This window comes from Acidocella sp. C78 (genome assembly GCF_907164655.1).
In genome coordinates this window covers 1-21,525 of record NZ_CAJQZK010000097.1, presented here as the reverse complement: position 1 = coordinate 21,525, position 21,525 = coordinate 1, and the positions used below count along the sequence as shown (strand labels likewise).

Below are 21,525 nucleotides of genomic sequence, written 5' to 3'. Positions count from 1 at the left end.
CATCTCCGGCGACCAGTAGTCCGTGGTCCCGAGAATCCCCGCGGCCGCCGCCCGCTCGCGGATCGTCGCCGCCGGCAGCGGGTGAGTTCGGCATCCTTGCCGGCCCAGCCCAGCGTCATGAACCCGCCGACATAGGTCGGCACCGCGGCGACATAGGCGGTCACGTGCGGGAAGAATTTCCGCCGCCGCGCCGAGGTCTCGCGCAGCTCGTCCGCCTGCATGAACGGCACGCCGCACTGGTTCACCACCAGCCCGCGCGCAGTCAGGATGCGCGCGCAATTGGCGTAGAAATCATCGGTGAACAGCACCTCGCCCACCCCGATCGGATCGGTCGAATCGACGATGATGACGTCGAAACTCGCATCCGCCGCCGTCTTCACATAATCGATCCCGTCGCCGACGATCACCTCCGCGCGCGGATCGTCCCAGGCCTCGCCCGCGATCTTCGGCAGGAATTGCTTCGCCAGCCGGATCACCTCGCCGTCGATCTCGACCATCACCGCCCGCTCGACGCCCTTGTGCATCAGCACCCGCCGCAGCACGCCGCCATCGCCGGCGCCGATGATCAGCACCGATTTCGCCGCCCCATGCGCCAGCAGCGGCACATGCGTCAGCATCTCCTGATAGACGAACTCGTCGCCCTCGGTGATCTGGACGACGCCGTCCAGCATCATCACCCTGCCGTGAAACTCGCTCTCGAAGATCGCGATGTCCTGGAAGTCGCTCTTCGTCCGCGCCAGCTCGCGCGTCACCCCGAAGCGCTGGCCCCAGAACGGATACAGCGTCTCGTTCACCCACATGTCGGTCATGCTCTCGCTCCATGCGAAAACACCGCCCTGCCGGGGGCAAGGCGGTGCGTCATCGTCAACGGTCTGGCCTCAGGCGGTGACGCCGCGGCGCTGCTCGCCCACCTGCACGTCGCTCGGCGAGAACGCCGCGCGCAGGAACGGAATCGCCTTGTAGGGATCGCACACGCCGCACATGAAAATGTCGATCGCGGCGTAGTTGCGCTCCGGCCAGGTGTGGATCGAGATATGGCTCTCGGCCAGCACCACCACGCCGGACACGCCGCCATTCGGCGTGAAATGGTGGAAATGGCTGTGCAGGATCGTCGCCCCGGCGGCGAGCGCGCCCTCGCGCAGCGTCTCGTCGATCAGCTCGGGACTGTCGAGCTTCTCGGCCCCCCACAAATCCACGAGCAGATGCGTTCCGGCGAATTTCACGCCGTCGCGCTCGACGAAATAATCCTTCGGCACGGCGACCTCGTCGATCGCGTCCTGAGCAACAGTCTGGTTTTCGCTCGGAATTTCCGAGACCATCCCCAGTCGGGCAAGTGCGTTCATCGCGAACCCCCTCAACCAGTGACAGCCTGTAGAACGCGACACCGCGCCGCGCCCCCCGGGGCCAAGAGCGCGGCATATGCGGAAAAACCGCTGGCGTTGCAAGGGGTTTTTCAGGTTTCTTCGATGAAATTTTACCCCCCCTGCGCAGGGGGGCAATGCAAGGCGGTTATGGCCCCGCCGGCGCAAGCCGGCTCAGATCGAAAACACCTCCGCCGCAATCAGTGCCAGATCCTGCGGGCGCGACAGCCGGTGCTCCCCGTCCTTCACCAGCGTCACCCGCACATCCGCGCCGCGGACCGCCTCGGCGATCCGCAGCGCCGTCCGCCACGGCACCTCGGCGTCGCGCTGCCCCTGGATCAGCCGCACCGGCGCATCGAGCGGAATCGGCCCGCCCAGCACCAGGTTCCGCCGCCCATCCTCCAGCAGCGCCGCGGTCACCGGCGTCGGCGCGCCATAGGGGTTGGGGAGGAAAAACATCCCGTCTCGCGCCAGCGCCTCCCGCTCGGCGGCGCCGAGGGCGGGCTCCATCAGCTCGGCGGTGAAATCGGGCGCTGCGGCAATGCCGACGAACCCGGCCAGACGCGCGCCGAGCCTTCGTGCCAGCAGCAGCCCGATCCACCCGCCCATCGACGATCCCACCAGCACGAGGCTCCGCTCCGGCGCCGCCGCGGCGATCACGGCTTCGGCATCCGCCGCCCAGCGCCCGATCGTCCCCGCCTCGAACCGCCCGCCCGATTGCCCGTGCCCGGAATAATCCAGCCGCAGCATCGCCCGCCCCGCGCGGCGCATTCATCGCGCAGAAACAGCGCCTTGGTGCCCTGCATGTCCGAGGCGAAGCCGGGCAGGAACACCACCACCTTCCCCTCGCCCGGCAGATACGCCCCCGCCAGCGCGGTCCCCGCCGCGTCCACCCGCACCATCCGCTCGTTCACCGGGCTCTCCCCTTGGCCATCCGCTCATGGTATCGGCGCAATGAAAGAAAGGTTAACAATGCGCCATCCCTCCGATTATGCGATTCTACAGGTTCTGCCGCGTCTGGAAACCGGGGGGGTGGAGCAGGTGGTGGTGGAACTCACCGAGGCGGTGGCCCGCACCGGCGCGCGCGCCTTCGTCGCCAGCCAGCCGGGCCGTCTGGTCCGCGCGGTCGAGCGCGCCGGCGGCCGGCATGTCGCGATCGACCTCGAATCCCGCAACCCGTTCAAGCTCCTCGCCGCCGCAAGGCAGCTCGCCCGGCTGATCCGCGCCGAGCGCATCTCCCTGGTCCACGCCCATTCCCGCGCCCCGGCCATCGCCGCCCGCCTCGCCGCCCGGCGCTGCGGCGTGCCCTTCGTCACCACCTATCACGGCGCCTACGGCCAGCGCGGCCGGCTCAAGCGCGCCTATAACGCGGTGATGGCCTCCGGCGACCGGGTGATCGCGATCTCCGAATTCATCGCCGATCTCGTCCGCGCCCGCCACCATGTCGGGCCGGATCGCCTGCGCATCGTCCCCGGCGGGGTGGATTGCGCGAAATTCGCGCCCGACGCGGTGAATGGCGGGCGGATGGAAACCCTCGCCCGCGCCTGGGCCCTGCCGGATGGCGCGCCGGTCATCATGCTCCCCGCCCGGCTCACGGGCTGGAAGGGCCAGCGCGTCGCCATCGAGGCGCTCGCCCGCATGCGCCACCGCGACGCCATCCTCCTCCTCGTCGGCGCCACCCAGGGGCGCGAGGCCTATCGCCGCGCCCTCGTCGCCACGATCCGCCGGCTCGATCTCACCCCCCGCGTCTTCTTCGCCGGCGACTGCGCCGACATGCCCGCCGCCTACAAGCTGGCGGACATCGTGGTGAACGCCTCGACCGACCCGGAAGCCTTCGGCCGCACCATCGTCGAGGCCCAGGCGATGCGCCGCCTGGTCATCGCCACCGAGCACGGCGCCGCCCGCGAAACCATCCGCCACGGCGAAACCGGCTGGCGCACCAGACCCGGCGACGCCGCCGACCTCGCCGCCGCCCTCGACGCCGCCCTCGACCTGCCGCCCGCGACCCGCGCCGCGATGGGCGAGGCCGCCCGCGCCTATGTCGCCGAATTCTACTCGATCGCGGCGATGCAGAACGGCAATCTCGCGGTCTATGACGAGCTGCTGCGCTGATGCCGCGCCTCCTCGTCATCCGCCACGGCGCGCTGGGCGACATCATCCTCAGCTTCCCCGCCTTCGCCGCCATCCGCGAAGCCCATCCGGATGCCGACATCGCGCTGCTGACCACGAAGCCCTTCGCCCCCTGGCTCGAAGCCGCCCCCTGGTTCGACCGCGTGATCATCGACCCGAAACCCGGCCCGCTCGACCTCGCCGGCCTGCGCCGCCTGCGCCGCGCGCTGTCCGGCTTCGCGATGGTCTATGATCTGCAAACCTCCGGCCGCTCCAGCCGCTATTTCCGCCTCGCCGGACGCCCGCCCTGGTCCGGCATCGCCCCCGGCTGCGCCTTCCCCCACGCCGATCCCGCGCGCGACCGCCTGCACACCCGCGAACGCCTCGCAGCCCAGCTCGAAGCCGCCGGCATCCCCCTGCCCCTGCCGGTCCCCGACCTGTCATGGACGATCGCCGCCCCGCCCCTCCCCCTGCCGGACCGCTTCGTCGCGCTGATCCCCGGCGCCGCCCCGCACCGGCCGGAAAAACGCTGGCCGGCGGAAAACTTCGGCGACCTCGCTTCAAGGCTCGACCTCCCCTGCGTCGTCCTCGGCACCGCGTCCGAAACCCCGCTCGCCGCCGCCATCGCCGCCCGCGCCCCGGGCACGCTCGACCTCACCGGCCGCACCACCCTCCCCCAGCTCGCCGGCGTGCTCGCCCGCACCCGCCTCGCCATCGGCAACGATACCGGCCCGATGCACCTCGCCTGCGCCCTCGGCACAAGCTGCGTCGTGCTGTTCGGCGGCGCCTCCGATCCCGCGCTGACCGCCCCGCGCACCCAAGATGGCGGCTGGCCCGCCATCCTCCGCCGCCCCGATCTCGCCGCCCTTGCGGTGGCGGACGTTGCCGCGGCGGCACAGGATGGGCATAACCACCCCTCATCCACGCCCTGAAGGAGCCCCCAATGCCCGCGATCACCCTGCCCGACGGTTCCGTCCGCGACTATCCGGGCCCCGTCACCGGCACCGAGATCGCCGCCTCCATCGGCCCCGGCCTCGCGAAAGCCGCGCTGGCGATGGAGGTCGATGGCAGGATGCTCGACCTCTCCCGCACCCTCGACGCCGATGCCAGCGTCCGCTTCATCACCCGCCGCGACGCCGATGCGCTCGAACTCATCCGCCACGACGCCGCCCATGTGATGGCCGAGGCGGTGCAGGCGCTCTACCCCGGCACGCAGGTCACCATCGGCCCGGCCATCGAGGGCGGCTTCTATTACGATTTCTTCCGCAACGAGCCCTTCACCCCGGACGATCTGCCGGCGATCGAGGCGAAGATGCGCGAGATCATCGCCGCCAACGCGCCCTTCACCCGCGAGGTCTGGGACCGCGACGAGGCGATCCGCCTCTTCGAATCCCACGGCGAGCGCTTCAAGGCCGAGCTGATCCGCGACCTGCCGGCCAGCGAGACCATCACCATCTACCGCCAGGGTGACTGGTTCGATCTCTGCCGCGGCCCGCATCTGCGCGGCACCGGCGATATCGGCGGCGCCTTCAGGCTCACCAAGGTCGCCGGTGCCTACTGGCGCGGCGATCACCGCAACCCGATGCTCAGCCGCATCTACGGCACCGCCTGGCGCGACCAGAAGGAGCTGGACGCCCACCTGCAACAGCTCGAGGAGGCCGAGCGCCGCGACCACCGCAAGATCGGCCGGCAGATGGACCTCTTCCACATGCAGGAGGAAGCCGTCGGCAGCGTGTTCTGGCACGAGAAGGGCTGGCGCCTCTACCGCACGGTGGAAGCCTATATGCGCCGCCGCCAGGAGGAATTCGGCTATATCGAGGTCCGCACCCCGCAGCTGCTCGACCGCAAGCTCTGGGAAGCCTCCGGCCACTGGGACAATTACCGCAGCCACATGTTCATCGCCGAGGTCGAGGACGAGGACAAGGTCCTCGCCGTCAAGCCGATGAACTGCCCCTGCCACGTGCAGATCTTCAATCACGGCCTGCGCTCCTACCGCGAGCTGCCGCTGCGCATGGCCGAGTTCGGCGCCTGCCACCGCTACGAGCCCTCCGGCGCGCTGCACGGCATCATGCGCGTCCGCGCCTTCGCCCAGGACGACGCGCACATCTTCTGCACCGAGGACCAGATCGCCGGCGAAACCGTCCGCTTCGTCGAAATGCTCCGCCGCGTCTACGCCGATTTCGGCTTCCCCGATTTCGCGGTGAAATTCGCCGACCGCCCGACCCCCCGCTCCGGGTCGGACGAGGTGTGGGACAAGGCCGAGGCCGCGCTCCGCTCGGCCTGCGAAACCGCCGGCGTCGCCTTCACCGTCAATCCCGGCGAGGGCGCCTTCTACGGCCCGAAACTCGAATTCGTCCTCCGCGACGCGATCGGGCGGGACTGGCAGTGCGGCACGCTCCAGGTCGATTTCGTCCTCCCCGAGCGGCTCGACGCCTCCTACGTCACCGCCGAATCCGGCCGCGCCCGCCCGGTCATGCTGCACCGCGCGATCGTGGGCAGTTTCGAGCGCTTCATCGGCATCCTGATCGAGAACTGCGCCGGCCGCTTCCCGCTCTGGCTCGCCCCCACCCAGGCGGCCGTCGCCAGCATCGTCACCGACGCCAACGACTATGCCGAGACGGTCGCGGCGAAACTCAAGGCCGCCGGCCTCGCCGTCGTCACCGACACCCGCAACGAGAAGATCAACGCCAAGGTGCGCGACCTCTCGCTCGCTCTGGTGCCGAACATCCTCGTCGTCGGCCGCCGCGAGGCCGAGCAGCAAACCGTCTCGATCCGCCGCCTCGGCTCCGACAAGCAGGACAGCATGACCCTCGACGAGGCCATCGCCACCCTCAAGGCAGATGCCACCCCGCCCGACCTGCGCTAGTTTCCTGCGCTAGTTTTTTGCTCCTTTGTTGCTCCGCCCGCCCGTGCGGGACAGGCGACGCCCGAACGGGAGCAGCGGGGAGCAAAAACATTGCCCACCCCCGGGCAAATATGTTCTTGTTCCGTTCATGGATGTCGCCCGCCGCTTCCGCGCCTTGATCGACACGCTGTGCGACGCCGTCGCGCGGCGCGGCGCGGCCGGCGTCTTCGGCCCCGAGAGCGGCGCCCTCACCATCCTGCTCTGGACCCGCCTACGCCGCTACGCCACATTTTTGATCCGCCTCTGCGATAACCAGGTTTCTGCTCCGCGTCCGCGTCCCACTCGCCACCGCGAGCGCCGGCCGGTGGATCGCGCAAGGCTCGCCTTGCCCCGCCGCCCCGCCTGGCTGCTCGCGCCGGTCCCCGAGGCCGTCGCCGCCGCCGGCCAGCTCCGCGCCCTGCTCGCCGAACCCGAATTGCAGCGCCGCATCGCCGCCGATCCGCGCTTCGGCCGCATCCTCCGCCCGCTCTGCCGCACCCTCGGCCTCAAGCTCCCGGCCGCGCTCCGCCTGCCCCAGCGCCCGCGCAAGCGACGCCCCAAACCCGAAACCACACAAGCCCGCGCCGACGAGGCGGACGCGAAACTGCCGCGCCGCTTCCGCCCGCCCGCCTGGCTGCGCCGGCGCGAGCGCCCGCGCGGCCCGCCATGCTGGTAATCCGGTTCCGCCGCCCTTCAGCCGGCGTCCCCGCTCAGCCGAGCAGGGCGACCGCCCGCGCGCATTGCGCCGCCGCCTCGCGGATCGCGGGCACGATGCGGCGCATCACCTCGTCATGCGACACCCGCGCCACGTTGGTGGCGACATTGAGCGCCACCGCCTGCCGCGACCCCTTGCCCGGCACCGCGACCGCGACCGAGCGCAGGCCGAGTTCCAGCTCCTGGTCGTTGAGCGCGAATCCGTCCCGCCGCACCGCCGCCAGCCGGTCGAGCAGCAGCGCCGGGTCGGTGATGGTCGCCTGCGTGAAGCCCGGCAGCGTCCCGCGCCCATACCGCGCGCGCACCTCGTCGTCGCTCAGCGTCGCGAGCAGCGCCTGGCCCATCGAGGTCGCATGCGCCGGCAGCCTCGTGCCGACCCCGAGCGAGAGCGCCATCAGCCGCTGCGGCGCCGCCGACCGCGCGACATAGACGATGTCGGTCCCGTCCAGCACCGCCGCCGAGCTGGATTCGCCCAGCCGCTGGGTCAGCCCGGTCAGATAGGGTTCGATGAGTTCGGGAAAGCGCAGGCTGCCGAGATAGGCATAGCCCAGCTCCAGCACCCGCGGCGTGAGCGTGAACCACCGCTCGGTCTGCACCGCATAGCCGAGGTCGCACAGCGTGAGCAGAAACCGCCGCGCCGCCGAGCGCTGCAACCCGGTGACGCGGGCGGCGTCCGACAGCGTCATTTTCGGCCGCTCCGGCCCGAAGGCGCACAATATCGCCAGCCCGCGCGCGAAACTCTCCACGTGGTCGCGCGGGTTGGTCACGCTCGGGCGCGGCAGGGGCGATGCAACGGTCTCGTCTGGGGCACTGGGCATTCGTGCGTTCTGCGCACATGTCCCCTGCGGATGCAAGATGCCGGGGCGCGCGGGGCGAAAATCGTTAACCTGCCGCACGCGGAGCGCGAGCTTGCGGATTCCCCCCGCGCTTGTCCACAGGCTTATTCAGATTTCTGTGGACAACTCGCGCGAAGCCAGGCTCGTAACAAACTGATTTCGCTCCGTTGCCGCCTCAGCCCTTGACCCTCGCGCCGCTGCCGTCGGTCACGCTCACCTCGATCGGGATTCCGCGCGCGACCGAGGCGCCGACGGTGCAGAACTGCTCGAACTGGTCGAGAATCCGCTGCAAATGCCCGATCGTTCCCGCCTCGGCGGCGAAACCGATGGCGACATGGATCGCCTGCACCCGCAACCGCCGGGTCTCGTCGCGGTCCACCGTCGCCCGCGCGGTGGTGGTGATCGTCCCCGGCGTCTCGCGGAACTTGGTCATCGCGAAATGAAAGCTGGACGACATGCACGAGCCCACCGCCGCGAGCAGCAGCTGCACCGGCTCCGGCCCCGCCCCGCCGCCGAGCGGCGGCGGCTCGTCGGAGACCAGCGTCGGCAAGGCGCCGGCGAATGTGGTCTCGAACCGGAAATTCTCGATCTGCCGCAGGACGATCTCGTGCGTGTCGGCCATGGTCCATGTCTCCTTCTGTCCCCCCAATCTGCACCCGGCGCGCCGCCGCCGCCAGAGCGCCATCCGGCCACGCCCGACAGCCCGCCCTTGCCGCGCGCGGCCCAAGCCGGCATATCAGTCCGGTCACCGGTCCCGCGCGAGCGGGTGAAAAGGGAACATCGTGCGCTTCGGCCGGGCTTCATTGTCCCGGAAGCAAGTCGATGGCTGCCCCCGCAACTGTCAGCGGCGAGCCGGTGGTCCGTCCGCCCCGCAAGGGCGAGCCACTGAACCCGAACCGGTTTGGGAAGGCAGGGCCACCAGCGTCGAGCCGCGAGCCAGGAGACCTGCCGGTGTCGCACCAACCATGCTGCCGGGCGGGGTGCACCGGAAGCCGGAGCCGACCCATGACTGCACGTATCAGCGGCAGCGCCTGCCGCGCGCGTCCCCTCTCTCGCCAGGGAGAGAGCGCATGAGCATCGCCACCAATCTCGGGTTTCCCCGCATCGGCCGCCGGCGCGAGCTGAAAGCGGCGCTTGAGGCGCATTGGGCGGGCGAGCTGTCCGAAACCGCCCTGCGCGATGCCGCGAGGGCGCTGCGCGCCGAGTCCCAGGCGCTGCAACAGGGGCTGGGCATCGGCCACATCCCCTCCAACGACGCCCCGCTCTACGACCATGTGCTCGATACCGCCTGCATGTTCGGCGCCATCCCGCCGGGCTATGGCTGGCGCGGGGGGGAGGTGTCGCTCGCGACCTATTTCGCCCTCGCCCGCGGCGCCGGCGGGCACGATGCGCCGTCCGGCCTGCCCGCGCTCGAAATGACCAAGTGGTTCGACACGAATTATCACTACCTCGTGCCCCGTCTGTCCGCCGGGCAGCGCTTCACCCTTACCGCCAACCGCCCGCTGGAGCAGTTCCGCGAGGCGCTGGCCGGCCACCGCCGCACCCGGCCGGTGCTGCTCGGCCCGGTCTCGTTCCTGCTGCTCGCCAAGACCGATGACGGCTCCGACCCGCTCGACCTGCTCGCCCGCCTGCTGCCCTGCTACGCGCAGGTGCTGGCGGAACTGGCCGCCGAGGGCTGCGCCTGGGTGCAGATGGACGAGCCGGTTCTGGCACTCGACCTCTCGGGGCGGGCCCGTGCGGCGCTGACCCTTGCCTATGAAACCCTCGCCCGCGGCGCCACGCCGCGCCTGCTGCTCGCGAGCTATTTCGCGCCGATGGCCGACAACCTGCCCACGGCGCTCGCTTTGCCGGTCGCCGGCCTGCATCTCGACCTCGTGCGCGGCCGCGCCGATCTCGCGCCCACCCTCGCTGCGATCGGCCCGGCGCGCCATCTCTCGCTCGGCCTGATCGACGGGCGGAATGTCTGGCGGGCGGATCTGCGCGCCGCCCTCGCCACCGCGCGCGAGGCGGTGCGCGCGCTCGGCGGCACCGAGCGGCTGATGATCGCGCCGAGTTGCAGCCTGCTGCATGTGCCGGTCGATCTCGCGCAGGAAGACCGGCTCGACCCGGCGATCCGCCCGTGGCTCGCCTTCGCCACCCAGAAACTCGCCGAGATCGCCACCATCGCCCGCGGCCTCGACGAGGGCGAGAGCGCGATCGCCGAGGCGCTGGAGATCGCCGATGCGGCCCGCCGCAGCCGCGCCGAAAGCGCCCGCGTCCACCGGCCGGACGTCGCCGCCCGGCTGCTCACCGCGACAGCGGCGATGGAATCCCGCGCGCTGCCGCACGCCTCGCGGCGGGCCTTGCAGCGCCAGCGCCTCGACCTGCCCGCCTTCCCGACCACGACGATCGGCTCGCTGCCACAAACCGCCGGCGTGCGCCGGACCCGGGCGGCGCACGCCCGCGGCGAGATCAGCGCCGCCGCATACGATGAAGCGATCGCGACCTGGACCGAGGATGCGATCCGCGTGCAGGAACGGATCGGGCTCGACGTGCTGGTGCATGGCGAATTCGAGCGCAACGACATGGTCAAGTATTTCGGCGAGCAGCTCGACGGCTTCGCCTTCACCCGGCATGGCTGGGTGCAGTCCTATGGTAGCCGCTGCGTCGCCCCGCCGATCATCTGGGGCGATGTCGCGCGGCCCCGGCCGATGACGGTGCGCTGGGCGCGCCACGCCCAGTCGCTCACCGCCCGCCCGGTGAAGGGGATGCTGACCGGGCCGGTGACGATGCTGCAATGGTCGTTCGTCCGCGACGACCTGCCGCGCGAGGCCGTCTGCCGCCAGATCGCGCTGGCCCTGCGCGACGAGGTGGCCGATCTCGATGCCGCCGGCCTGCCCATCATCCAGGTGGACGAGCCGGCCCTGCGCGAGGGCCTGCCGCTGCGCGACGCCGATCGCGGCGCCTATCTGCGCTGGGCGGTGTCCTGCTTCCGCCTCGCCACCGCCGCGGTCCGCGACGACACGGCGATCCACACCCACATGTGCTACGCCGAGTTCCACGACATCATGCCGGCCATCGCCGCCATGGACGCGGACGCGATCTCGATCGAGACCGCGCGCAGCCGGATGGACCTGCTGGAGGCCTTCGCCCGCGACGGCGCCCACGCCTATCCGGCCGAAATCGGCCCCGGCGTGTGGGACATCCACAGCCCGCGCGTTCCGCCCGAGGCGGAAATCCTCGCCCTGCTCCGCCTCGCCCGGGAAAAGCTGGCGGACGAGCAGCTCTGGGTGAACCCGGATTGCGGGCTCAAGACCCGCAACTGGCGCGAGGTGGTGCCGGCGCTGGAAAACCTGGTCGGCGCCGCGCGCCGGCTGCGGGCCGAGGCCGCGGCGGCGTGACGCCCGGCCGCCCTGCCGGCACGGCCACGCCGGCAGGGCGGGCTTGCATCCACTTGCAATGGCGGGCTTGCATCCCGCGCGCCGCGACTCCAGAAAAGTGCGAAGGCACCGCGCCGCGCGGCGCCGGCACGCGAGGAGAACGACGATGACCAAGCCGCGCAAGACGCCCGAGGAGCTGCGCAGCCATCGCTGGTTCGGGGCGTCCGACCTGCGCAGCTTCGGCCATCGCTCGCGGATCAAGCAGCTCGGCCACGCGCCCGAGGATTACGCCGGCAAGCCGGTCATCGCCATCGTCAACACCTGGAGCGGCCTCGCCCACTGCCACGGCCATTTCCCCCAGCGCGTCGAGGCGATCCGCCGCGGCGTGCTGCAGGCGGGCGGCTTTCCGGTCGAGATTCCGGTGATGGCGCTGCCGGAGAATTTCGTGAAGCCGACGACGATGCTCTATCGCAACCTGCTCGCGATGGAGGTCGAGGAAAGCCTGCGCTCGCTGCCGGTGGACGGCGCGGTGCTGATGGGCGGCTGCGACAAGACCACGCCGGCCACCATCATGGGCGCGATCAGCGCCGGGCTGCCGGCGATCTTCATGCCCGCCGGGCCGATGCTGCGCGGCGACTGGGGCGGGCGCATCCTCGGCTCGGGCTCGGATGTCTGGAAGTACTGGGACGAGAAGCGCGCCGGCAACATTTCCGACGCGCAATGGGAAGACATGGAATCCGGCATCGCCCGCTCGGACGGCGTGTGCATGACGATGGGCACGGCGATGACGATGACCTCGCTCGCCGAGGTGCTCGGCCTCACCTTGCCGGGGGCGACCTCGATCCCGGCGCCGGATTCGCGCCATGCCCGCATGGCGGCGGCGACCGGGCGGCGGATCGTCGAGATGGTCTGGGAAAACATCACCCCCGCCGACCTGCTCAGCAAGGCGAGTTTCGAGAACGCGATCGTCGCCAGCGCCGCCCTCGCGGGTTCGACCAACGCGATCATCCACCTGATCGCGATGGCCCGCCGCGCCGGGATCGACCTCGATCTCGACCGGTTCGACGCGCTCTCCGCCGGCGTGCCGGTGCTCGCCAATATCCGCCCCTCCGGCCAATACCTGATGGAGGATTTCTACTATGCCGGCGGCCTGCCCGCCTTTCTCACCCGCATCGCCGACCGGCTCGATCTCGCGACCCGCACGGTGAGCGGGGCGACACTCGGAGAGGCCATCGCCGGCGCCAGCGTGTGGAACGACGACGTGATCCGTCCGCTGGACAATCCGGTCTCCCGCGCCGAGGGTCTCGCGGTGCTGCGCGGCAATCTCGCCCCCGGCGGCTGCGTGATGAAGCCCTCCGCCGCCGCGCCGCACCTGCTCAAGCATGAAGGCCCCGCGCTGGTCTTCGATGATTACGACGCGATGGCGAAAGCCGTCGCCGATCCCGAACTCGACGTCACCGCCGATCACGTCCTGGTGCTGCGCAATGCCGGGCCGCAGGGCGGGCCGGGCATGCCGGAATGGGGCATGCTGCCGATCCCGGTGAAGCTGCTCCGCCAGGGCGTGCGCGACATGCTGCGGATTTCCGACGCGCGAATGAGCGGCACCAGCTATGGCGCCTGCGTGCTGCATGTCGCCCCGGAATCCTTCATCGGCGGGCCGCTTGCGCTGATCCGCACCGGCGATGTCATCGCCATCGACGTCGCCGCGCGGCGGATCGACGTGCGGCTGAGCGACGACGAACTCGCCCGGCGCCGGGCGGCGTGGACGCCGCCGCCGCCCCGCTTCCCGCGCGGCTACGGCGCGATCTTCGCCGCCCATATCGGCCAGGCCGATACCGGCTGCGATTTCGACGTGCTGGCCCGGCCGGGAACGATCGCCGAGCCGGAGATCCACTGACCGGCGGCGCGCCGCGACGGTTTCACGGAACCGCCCCTTGCGCCGGAACCGCCCGGGCCGAACATAAGGGGCAACCCTATTGACGTTCTTCGAAGGACATTCCGCATGACCCGCATCCTCCGCCAGCCGGAAGGGCTGGACCGCGCGCCGGCCGCCGGGCGCTTCGCGATCGGCCAGCCGGTATCGCGACGCGAAGACCCGCTGCTGCTCCGCGGCGAGGGACGCTATACCGACGATCTCGACCGGCCAGGCCAGCTCTACGGCGTCGCCGTGCGCAGCGGAATCGCGCATGGCATCCTGCGCGGCGTCGATACCGCGGCCGCCGCGGCGATGCCCGGGGTTGCCGCCATCATCACCGGCGCCGACATCGCGGCGTCGGGCTTCGGCCCGATGCCCGCCGCCACGAGCCGCAACCGCGACGGGTCGGACACGCCGAAACCCCGGCAGTTCGCGCTGGCGACCGACCGGGTCAGGTATGTCGGCGACCCGATCGCCTTCGTCGTCGCCGAAACGCTCCAGCAGGCGCGCGACGCGGCCGAGGCGGTGCTGGCCGAGATCGACGCGCTGCCGGCGGTGACCGACGCGCGCGAGGCCGCCGCCCCCGGCGCGCCGCAACTGCACGACGAAGCGCCGAGAAACCTGGTGCTCGACTATCATTTCGGCGATGCCGAGGCCGTCGCCGCCGCCTTCGCCCGGGCCGCGCATGTCACCCGCCTGACCCTGCGCAGCAGCCGCGTCATCGTCGCCCCGATGGAGCCGCGCGCGGCGATCGGCGAGTTCGATCCGGCGGAGGGCTACGTGCTGCGGCTCGGCTGCCAGGGCGCGGTCAACATGCGCGGGCTGCTCTGCACCGTGCTCGGCGTGCCGAAGGAGCAGGTCCGCGTCCTGTCCGGCCATGTCGGCGGCTCGTTCGGCATGAAGGCCTCGTGCTATCCCGAATATGTCTGCGCCCTGCTGGCCGCGAAGCAACTCGGCCGCCCGGTGAAATGGACCGACGATCGCTCCGGCAGCTTCCTCTCCGACAGCCACGGCCGCGACCACGAGATGCTGGCCGAACTCGCCCTCGACGCCGAGGGCAATTTCCTCGCGACCCGGCTGACCGGGTTCGCCAATCTCGGCGCCTATCTCTCGAACGTGGTGCTGCTGCCGGCGACCGTGAACGCGGTGAAGAACTTCGTCGGCGTCTACCGCACGCCGCTGATCGAGGTTTCCAGCCGCAGCGTCTTCACCAACACCACCCCGGTCGGCGCCTATCGCGGCGCGGGGCGGCCGGAAGGCAATTACTACATGGAGCGGCTGGTCGAGACCGCCGCGCGCGAGCTGGGGCTGGATCCGCTGGACCTGCGCCGGCGCAACCTGATCCGCCCGGAGGCGATCCCGCATCGCGCCCCCTCGGGCCTGACCTATGACAGCGGCGATTTCCCCGCCACCCTCGACCGCGCGCTGGCCGCGGCGGACTGGGACGGGTTCGGCGCGCGGCGGGCGGAGAGTGCGGCGCGCGGGCGCATCCGCGGGCGCGGCATCGGGCATTATCTGGAGGTGACGGCGGATGCGAGCCCCGAGATGGGCGGCATCCGCTTCGATCCGATGGCGGGGTGACGATCGTCACCGGCACGCTCGATTACGGCCAGGGCCACGCCACCCCCTTCGCCCAGGTGCTGCACGCGAAGCTCGGCATTCCCTTCGAGCGCATCCGCCTCGTGCAGGGCGATTCGAGCCAGCTCCTCGCCGGCGGCGGCACCGGCGGCTCGCGCTCGATCATGCAGAGCGGCGCCGCCATTCTCGAAGCCGGCGACCTCGTGATCGAGAAAGGCCGCCGCGCCGCCGCCCATCTGCTCGAAGCCGGCGAGGCCGACATCGAATTCGCCCACGGGCGCTTCAGCGTCGCCGGCACCGATCTCGGCATCGGCATCATGGACCTCGCCGACCGGCTGCGCGCCGCCGGCGACCTGCCCGAGGGCGTGCCCGCCACGCTCGATGTCGGCCATGTCACGCGCGGCGTGCCCTCGGCCTTCCCCAATGGCTGCCACATCGCCGAGGTCGAGCTCGACCCCGACACCGGGGTGATCGAGGTCGTCGCCTATCACACGGTCAACGATTTCGGCGTGCTGGTGAACCCGCTGCTGGTCGCCGGCCAGGTGCATGGCGGCGTGGCGCAGGGGATCGGCCAGGCGCTGCACGAGCTGGTCGCCTATGACGAGGCCGGCCAGCTGCTGACCGGCTCGTTCATGGATTATGCGCTGCCGCGGGCGGGCGCGGTGCCGGGAATCGGCTTCGCCAGCCACCCGGTGCCGGCGCGGACCAACCCGCTCGGCGTCAAGGGCTGCGGCGAGGCCGGCTGCGCCGGCAGCCTGCCGGCGGTGATGAACGCGGTGGCCGATGCGCTGTCCGGCTTCGGCATCGCGCATATCGACATGCCGGCGACCCCGCGCCGCGTGTGGGAGGCGATCCGGGCGGCGGGATGACCGCGGCGCGCGGGCGGCTCAGCCCGCCGCGGCGACCCGCCCGAACGCGATGAACTCGCAGGCGAAGCCGAACTCGTCGCGCGCGAAACTCGCCTCGAGCGCGCGCATCGCCGCGTCGAACCCCTCGGCGTCGATCAGCCCGGCGGCGATCAGGCGGTCGCGCTGGTTGAGGTAGAAATCCTTCTGATGCGCCTCGACCTCGGCACTGCGGCCATAGGACGTGCCGAGCCTGACGCGCGGCACCGCGAGCACCTGCACCTCGGCAAGCCCGGCGGCGCGGAACAGGCCGTAGAGCCGCCGGCCCACCAGGCGGCCCGCGCCGCGCGAGGCCTGCAACGCGCGGACCGCATCGTTGAGCCGCTGCATCTCCGGCGCCTCGTCCGGGCAGGAGATCCAGGCTCCGTCATCGACATCCATCACCGCGACCCGGCCGCCGGGCGCCGTGACGCGGATCATCTCGCGCAGCGCGTCGGCCGGGCGTTCGAGATGCTGGAACAGAAAGCGGCACAGGGTCAGGTCCTGGCTCCCTGGCGCGGCGGGCAGCGCATAGGCGTCGCCCTGCCGGGTCTCGATGCTGCAGCCGAGCTGGCCCGCCATGTCGCGCAGCAGCGCGAGGCCATGCGCATCGTGATCGATCGCGGTGAGGCGCGCGGCGCCGCCGGTGGCCCAGGCGAGATCGAGACACATCGCGCCGGTGCCGGCGCCGACATCCAGCACCCGCAGCGGCGCTTGCGTCAGGCCAAAGACCGGCAGCAGCGCAAGGCGTTGGAAATGCGTGTGCACGCTCTGGCGCAGCAGCCAGGCGAGATCGCCCGCCTGCGGCAGCACCGTTGCCGTCGCCCGGGCGAACCGCTCCGCCCAGGCCGTCATCGCCGCATGATCTGTCGTCACACTCCCTCCCGGGCCGAAATGTCGAGGCTGGCGCCGGACCGGGCCGTGCCGCACCCGGGATCATGCGCGGCACAGATTAATGATTGCATAAGATCCGGCCTCGCGCCGGAGATTTTCTACATCCGGCTCAGCCGGCGAGCGCGGTGTCGAGCCCGGCCTCGTCGGATGTGGCCGGCCGGCAGCGCAGCATGCCCAGCGCCGCCCAGCCCCGCGCGGGCGGCACGGCGGCCCCGAAGGCGATGACGAGACCGCCCGGATCGCAGAACCCGAGCAGCGGCGCTTCCGCCGCCTGGTCGATCGCGACCACGCGCGCCGCGGCGAGGATGGCGACGAGATCGGGCAGGCCGAGCGGCGTGTCGTCGATCCGCATGGTGAACGGGTCGAGCCGGGCGAAACCGCGCGACGCCAGAAGTTCGGCGAACGGGCCGGGCCGCACCAGCGCGATCCGCTCGGCATGGGGATAGGGTTCGACGGTGAAACGCAGCGCATCGATCCCGATGCGCATCAGCCGCGAGGCGCCGGCATCGCGCGCGGGGCCGAGCGTCGCGATCACCCCGGCGAAGGTGAACGGATGGTCGAACGGCAGATGCGCCCCGTCGAGGCCGAGCATGTCGAGCGCGCCGCGCTGCGCCGGCGTCAGGGCGGGACCGGCCAGTTTCAGCCCGCCGGACACGCGCCGGCCGATCAACCCGCAGGCCAGGGCCGGCCCGAGAAACCGCCCGAGCGGCACCGCCGCCCCGGCCTCCAGCGCGACCACCCGCGCCGCCGAGGCGCCGAGCGGCGGCGTTGCGGCCACCGGCCCGATCACCACCCGCCCGTTGCCGTCGATCAGGCCGAAAGGCTGGGCGAAGATCGTCGCATCCCTGAATTCGCTGCTCGTCAGCATCCCCTCCGGCGCATGCGCGAGGGGGAGGCCGAAGGGTGTCGCGGCGCCCGTCATGGCGCGCCGAAGACCCGGTCGAGCGTCGCGGCGAAGGCGTTGGGATCGACCGCATAGCCGAACCCGCCCCCCGGCGCCGCACCCGCCTCGCCATCCGCCACGCCGAAAAAGACATGCCAGTGCAGCCCCAGCAGGTGGCAGGCGGCGCGGGCCCGCCCATCCGGCAGGCAATCGGGCTGGATTTCCAGCACCCTGGTCTCGGGATCGCAGAAGCCGAGATTGGCGAGACCCGCTCCGGTCTCGCCGATCACGGCGGTGGCGCCGGCGAAGAGTTGCGCCTGCGCCGCCGCCGGGAGCATCGCGGGATCGACGATGTCGAAGCCGAACTGCCCGGCGATCGCCTCGATCCGCTCGCGCTCGCGCATCTGCCGCCGGTTGCCGGCGCCGCGGCGCAGCATCACCCGGCGCGGCCCGGCCGCCGCCGGCAGCACCGCGCGGATCCGGTCGAAGACGGTGCGCGCCAGCGGATTGGGCTCGCTCGCCGTCCAGGCGGTCAGGTCGGTGGTCACGATCTTGCGGAACCGGGTCGGCCGCCGCAACGCGAGATGGGCGTCACCCAGGCCGAGCAGGGCGAGAATGTCCCTCTGCCAGGTGGCCAGCGGCGGTCCGGCGAGGGCGAGTCCCGGGCCAAGGGTTTCGTGATGCAGCAGCGCGCCGCACAGCCCCTCGAACAGGAAGCCGCCGTAATTCGAGGCGCTGGCGCCGCCGACCGGCAGAATGGTCTGCCCGATGCCCGGCACCGGTCGCAACAGCCGCCAGGTGTCGGGCCCGGCCTCGCTGAAATCCGGGTCAACCGCGGAAAGCCGGCTTTGCCGCACGGCCGGCGTGTCCAGCGCGGTGTCGAGCAGGCCACGCGCCGGACTCGCCACCGCCATCGAACGCGGCGCCAGGATCGCGTCATTCAGCACGATGCTGGACAGACGCCGGAACCGGTGCACGGCCGCCGCCCCCGCCCGCGCGTCCCGGCCGGCCGGCGTCTCGGCGCCGAACACCGTCCGCCCGCGGGCCAGCTCGTCCGGCTGCTGGACGACCTCATGATCGGGCGCATGGCGGAACAGCACCTCCGGCCCATCCGGCGCGTGCACCGCCTCGCGAAACCGGGCGAACGGCGCCACCGCCGGGAGGTCGGACACGGCAAGCCGGCCGAACGAGATATGAGGGCCAGTATCGTCTTGATTCATTGCAACGCGAGAATGGTCTTGCCGGGCGCGCAGGGCAAGCCTCACGCCAAGGTTGCAGCCGTAAAAAAACAGGCGGCCATGCGGCCGCCTGAAAGTCTGTCCCGCTCCTGCGGAACCGGCAGGGTTTCCGGGGCGCGCGCACCCGGAAGGCCATGCATGTTCAGCCGGCGGCGATCACCTCGAGCGTGGCGCCGCGGGCGAGCTGGGCGGCGAGATCCGCCGGGCTCGCGCCGGTCACGCAGATCTCGCCGGGCCGCTCGGCGGTGGCCGCGCCATTGAGGCTGAGGGTGAGATGGCCGAGTTCGATCGTCTTTTGCCACGCCTTGTCGCCGATCGCGGTGATGGCGAGGCGCTGATCGCCGATCCGCACGGTGGCGCCGATGCCGGGCGGCGTCGGCAGCTCGATGTCGGGCGTATGCAGCACCGAAACCTCGGCGAGTTCGGCCGGCACCCCGGCGCGGAAGAAGATCAGCACCCCGCCTTCGAGAAGATCGGGCACTTCGGGGCCGATATCGCCGATCCGGCTGCGGTAGAGTATGGTCATCGCCGCTCCTCAATACATGCCGAAACTGGCGACCCAGGCGATCAGCACGGCGATCGGGCCGGTGATCTGGCGGCTGAGCAGCACCGCGGGTACGCCCACCTGCACCGTCTTCGGATCGGCCTCGCCGAGCGACAGGCCGACGGGGACGAAGTCGCACCCCACCTGCGTGTCATAGGCGAACAGCGCCGGCAGGGCGAATTGCGGGCCGATATTGCCGGCGGCGATCTGGGTGCCGACCAGCACGCCGATCACCTGCGCGATCACCGCGCCCGGGCCGAGCACCGGCGAGAGGAACGGCAGGCCGCAGATCACCGAGAGCGCCAGCAGGCCGGGCAGGCTGCCGGCGAGCGGGGTGAGCAGATGCGCGATCACCTTGCCGAGGCCGGTCGCGTCGATGATGCCGACCAGCATGGTGACGAAGGCGATGAAGGGCAGGATGTTGCGCACCACCTGGTCGATCGACTTGCGGCCGGAGGCGAACAGGATGCCGACCACCATGCCCATGAAGCGGCCGATCCGGGCGATGAAGCCGGTGAAGCCGCCGGCATCGCCGGTCTGGGCGGCGCGGGCGGCGCTCATCTCGAAGGGGCTCATCTGCGCGGCCTGCTGGCGCGCCGGCGCTGGCGCCGCGGGGGCGGCGCCGTCGAGCGGGTGCAGCGAGCGCGGGGTGACGCCCGAGACATAGATATCCTCGGTGATGAACTGCGCGAGCGGGCCGGACTGGCCAACCGGGGTGAGGTTGATGGTGGGCAGGCGCTTGCGCGGATAGACCCCGCAGCGCGCCGTGCCGCCGCAATCGATGACGACCGCGGCGATTTCGGATTCCGGCGGCGCCATGCGGAACCCGTCGACCGCCTCGCCGCCGGTCAGCCGCGCCAGCTCGCGCGCGACCTCGGGAATGCCGCCGCCGGTGATGGCGACGATCTTGTTGCGCTCGGCGCTGGCGGTGATCACCAGCGGGCCACCCCAGCCGCCGGGCCCGGCCTCGACGCGGACGGAGGCGTATTCGGATCTGTTCGACATGTGGTTATCCTCCTCGCCGGCTCAGCCGAGTTCGATGCCCTGGCGCCGCGCCAGGAAAAGGGTGATGCGTTCGGTCACGACGCCGCGGATCAGGATCACCACGAGCCCGACGAGGAAATACCGCACCGCGAGTTCGCCGACCGGCAGATGCAGTTTCTGGATGCCCGCGAGCGCGCCGTAATAGACGAACAGCTCGCCGGCATTGGCGTTGGGGAACAGCGCGGTGATCGGATGGCAGTAGGAAACCGCCGAATCGTAGAAGGCGGGCTTGTGCTTCTCCTCGAGGAACACGCCGAACGTGTAGGCCATCGGGTTGGTCAGGAAGAGCAGCGAGAGCAGCGGCAGCAGCGTGTAGCGGGTGACCGCGTAGCGGCCGGCGAAGCGGGCGAAATTGTGGATCCGGTCCTCGCCGACGAGTGCCGTCAGCGCGTAGAAGGCGGTGAGCAGCACCACCAGCGTCGGGATGATGCCGGTGACATAGGCGACGAAAACTTTCCCGCCGGCCTGGAACAGGCCGATGAACCAGCTCGCCGCGGCGGTGATGGGGGTCAGGACGTGCATGGACTTCCTCGTTTGTTGCTGAATGTCCGGGCGGGCCGCGCCGGCCCGCCGGAGCTTTACGCCGCAGCCGCTTCGGGCAGGGCGAGACCGGGGCCGGCGGACGTCACGGCGCACGCGCGGGCGCGGGCGCGGGCGACCTGTTCGGCGGCGCGGCGCGCGGCGAGGCGGAAGCCGTTGCCGGCGCGGCCGGCCGGCGCATCCGCCGCGAGATCGGCAAGGCGCCGCCCGGCGGCGCGCTCCAGCGGGCGGAAGCGGGCGAAGATCGAGCGCCCCTCCATCATCCGCACCTCGCGCACCATGTCGTCCGGTCCGACCACGACGATCAGGATCAGCCCCTTGCCGAGCCGCGACCGGGCATTGCCGACGCCGACCGCGCCATCCGCCCACCGGCCGATGATCTCGCCCATCACTTTCTGGTAGTGCTTCATCTGCCACGCCGTGCCGGCGATCTGCAGCAGCCAGACGACCGCGAACACCGCGATCAGCCCTGTCCAGGACGGCACGCCAAGGCCGTGGAACAGATTCGTCATGACAGCATCCTCACGACTTTTCTCCCTGTGTCGCCGCCGTTCCCCCGCCCGGCGGGCGGGGATCGTCCAGCGTGTTGGTTGGTGCGGCGCCGGCCAGTGATGGCGAGACCCCGACGCGCGATACGAACATTTGTTTATTTTTAAGTCAAGAAGTTTATTAACAGAATTGTGGATTTGCGGTCCACCCTGCGGGAGCGGCAGGAATTCCGGCGGGAATTGGCACGGAGAGC

The 21,525-nt window shown here is 71.1% G+C and carries 16 protein-coding genes, 3 pseudogenes and 1 riboswitch; of the genes and pseudogenes, 7 read left to right on the top strand and 12 right to left on the bottom strand.

What is annotated here, in order from left to right; genetic code table 11:
- The 3 genes and pseudogenes from speE to ACIDOCELLA78_RS95645 all read right to left on the bottom strand — a co-directional run.
- Positions 1–809 (bottom strand): annotated as a pseudogene (speE, locus tag ACIDOCELLA78_RS95655) (polyamine aminopropyltransferase); the annotation flags it as partial.
- Between the two features lie 69 nt (positions 810–878).
- Entirely contained in the window at positions 879–1,343 is a 465-nt protein-coding gene (gene speD / locus ACIDOCELLA78_RS95650) for an adenosylmethionine decarboxylase (RefSeq protein ID WP_201729747.1), read from the bottom strand.
- Positions 1,344–1,535: 192 nt separating this feature from the next.
- A pseudogene (locus ACIDOCELLA78_RS95645) lies at positions 1,536–2,263 on the bottom strand (alpha/beta hydrolase).
- Positions 2,264–2,333: 70 nt separating this feature from the next.
- On the opposite strand from ACIDOCELLA78_RS95645, the gene ACIDOCELLA78_RS95640 reads away from it, so the two are divergent.
- From ACIDOCELLA78_RS95640 to ACIDOCELLA78_RS95625, 4 genes are all read left to right on the top strand, one after another.
- Complete coding sequence (locus ACIDOCELLA78_RS95640) at positions 2,334–3,473, top strand: glycosyltransferase family 4 protein (RefSeq protein WP_201729746.1); 1,140 nt, start codon at positions 2,334–2,336, stop codon at positions 3,471–3,473.
- Positions 3,473–4,402, top strand: coding sequence for a glycosyltransferase family 9 protein (locus ACIDOCELLA78_RS95635; protein WP_201729745.1), 930 nt, complete (start codon positions 3,473–3,475; stop codon positions 4,400–4,402). The genes ACIDOCELLA78_RS95640 and ACIDOCELLA78_RS95635 overlap by 1 nt, the downstream gene beginning before the upstream one ends.
- 11 nt (positions 4,403–4,413) lie before the next feature.
- Positions 4,414–6,336 carry a threonine--tRNA ligase gene (gene thrS / locus ACIDOCELLA78_RS95630; RefSeq protein WP_201729744.1) on the top strand — a complete coding sequence of 641 codons (1,923 nt, stop codon included), beginning with the start codon at positions 4,414–4,416 and terminating at the stop codon, positions 6,334–6,336.
- 127 nt (positions 6,337–6,463) lie between these two features.
- Positions 6,464–7,030: a hypothetical protein gene (locus ACIDOCELLA78_RS95625; RefSeq protein WP_201729743.1), complete on the top strand. Its 567-nt coding sequence runs from the start codon at positions 6,464–6,466 to the stop codon at positions 7,028–7,030.
- Positions 7,031–7,064: 34 nt separating this feature from the next.
- On the opposite strand, the gene ACIDOCELLA78_RS95620 is transcribed toward ACIDOCELLA78_RS95625, so the two are convergent.
- Positions 7,065–7,886, bottom strand: a complete 822-nt coding sequence (locus ACIDOCELLA78_RS95620; protein WP_201729742.1) for an IclR family transcriptional regulator C-terminal domain-containing protein — start codon at positions 7,884–7,886, stop codon at positions 7,065–7,067.
- Positions 7,887–8,079: 193 nt separating this feature from the next.
- Entirely contained in the window at positions 8,080–8,526 is a 447-nt protein-coding gene (locus ACIDOCELLA78_RS95615; RefSeq protein WP_201729741.1) for an OsmC family protein, read from the bottom strand.
- A gap of 110 nt (positions 8,527–8,636) precedes the next feature.
- A riboswitch (cobalamin riboswitch) is annotated at positions 8,637–8,872 on the top strand.
- 102 nt (positions 8,873–8,974) lie between these two features.
- Between ACIDOCELLA78_RS95615 and metE the strand changes: the two genes are divergently transcribed.
- The 3 genes and pseudogenes from metE to ACIDOCELLA78_RS95600 all read left to right on the top strand — a co-directional run bounded on the left by metE (position 8,975) and on the right by ACIDOCELLA78_RS95600 (position 15,625).
- Positions 8,975–11,284, top strand: a complete 2,310-nt coding sequence (metE, locus tag ACIDOCELLA78_RS95610; RefSeq protein WP_201729740.1) for a 5-methyltetrahydropteroyltriglutamate--homocysteine S-methyltransferase — start codon at positions 8,975–8,977, stop codon at positions 11,282–11,284.
- A 145-nt stretch (positions 11,285–11,429) separates the two neighbouring features.
- Positions 11,430–13,160: an L-arabinonate dehydratase gene (gene araD / locus ACIDOCELLA78_RS95605; protein ID WP_201729739.1), complete on the top strand. Its 1,731-nt coding sequence runs from the start codon at positions 11,430–11,432 to the stop codon at positions 13,158–13,160.
- Positions 13,161–13,265: 105 nt separating this feature from the next.
- Positions 13,266–15,625: pseudogene (locus tag ACIDOCELLA78_RS95600) on the top strand (xanthine dehydrogenase family protein molybdopterin-binding subunit).
- Positions 15,626–15,643: 18 nt separating this feature from the next.
- On the opposite strand, the gene ACIDOCELLA78_RS95595 reads toward ACIDOCELLA78_RS95600, so the two are convergent.
- The 7 genes from ACIDOCELLA78_RS95595 to ACIDOCELLA78_RS95565 form a co-directional block, all read right to left on the bottom strand.
- Entirely contained in the window at positions 15,644–16,516 is an 873-nt protein-coding gene (locus ACIDOCELLA78_RS95595; RefSeq protein WP_249676740.1) for a methyltransferase domain-containing protein, read from the bottom strand.
- Between the two features lie 127 nt (positions 16,517–16,643).
- Positions 16,644–17,456 carry a hypothetical protein gene (locus ACIDOCELLA78_RS95590; RefSeq protein WP_201729738.1) on the bottom strand — a complete coding sequence of 271 codons (813 nt, stop codon included), beginning with the start codon at positions 17,454–17,456 and terminating at the stop codon, positions 16,644–16,646.
- A complete protein-coding gene (locus tag ACIDOCELLA78_RS95585; RefSeq protein ID WP_201729737.1) occupies positions 17,453–18,589 on the bottom strand; it encodes a DUF563 domain-containing protein in 1,137 nt (378 codons plus the stop codon). Before ACIDOCELLA78_RS95585 ends, ACIDOCELLA78_RS95590 begins: the two co-directional genes overlap by 4 nt.
- Positions 18,590–18,797: 208 nt before the next feature.
- Positions 18,798–19,181, bottom strand: a complete 384-nt coding sequence (locus ACIDOCELLA78_RS95580; RefSeq protein WP_201729736.1) for a PTS glucitol/sorbitol transporter subunit IIA — start codon at positions 19,179–19,181, stop codon at positions 18,798–18,800.
- Positions 19,182–19,190: 9 nt separating this feature from the next.
- Positions 19,191–20,204, bottom strand: coding sequence for a PTS glucitol/sorbitol transporter subunit IIB (locus ACIDOCELLA78_RS95575; RefSeq protein WP_201729735.1), 1,014 nt, complete (start codon positions 20,202–20,204; stop codon positions 19,191–19,193).
- 21 nt (positions 20,205–20,225) lie between these two features.
- Positions 20,226–20,765, bottom strand: coding sequence for a PTS glucitol/sorbitol transporter subunit IIC (locus ACIDOCELLA78_RS95570; RefSeq protein WP_201729734.1), 540 nt, complete (start codon positions 20,763–20,765; stop codon positions 20,226–20,228).
- Positions 20,766–20,821: 56 nt separating this feature from the next.
- Positions 20,822–21,295, bottom strand: a complete 474-nt coding sequence (locus ACIDOCELLA78_RS95565; RefSeq protein ID WP_201729733.1) for a transcriptional regulator GutM — start codon at positions 21,293–21,295, stop codon at positions 20,822–20,824.
- Positions 21,296–21,525: the final 230 nt, after the last annotated feature.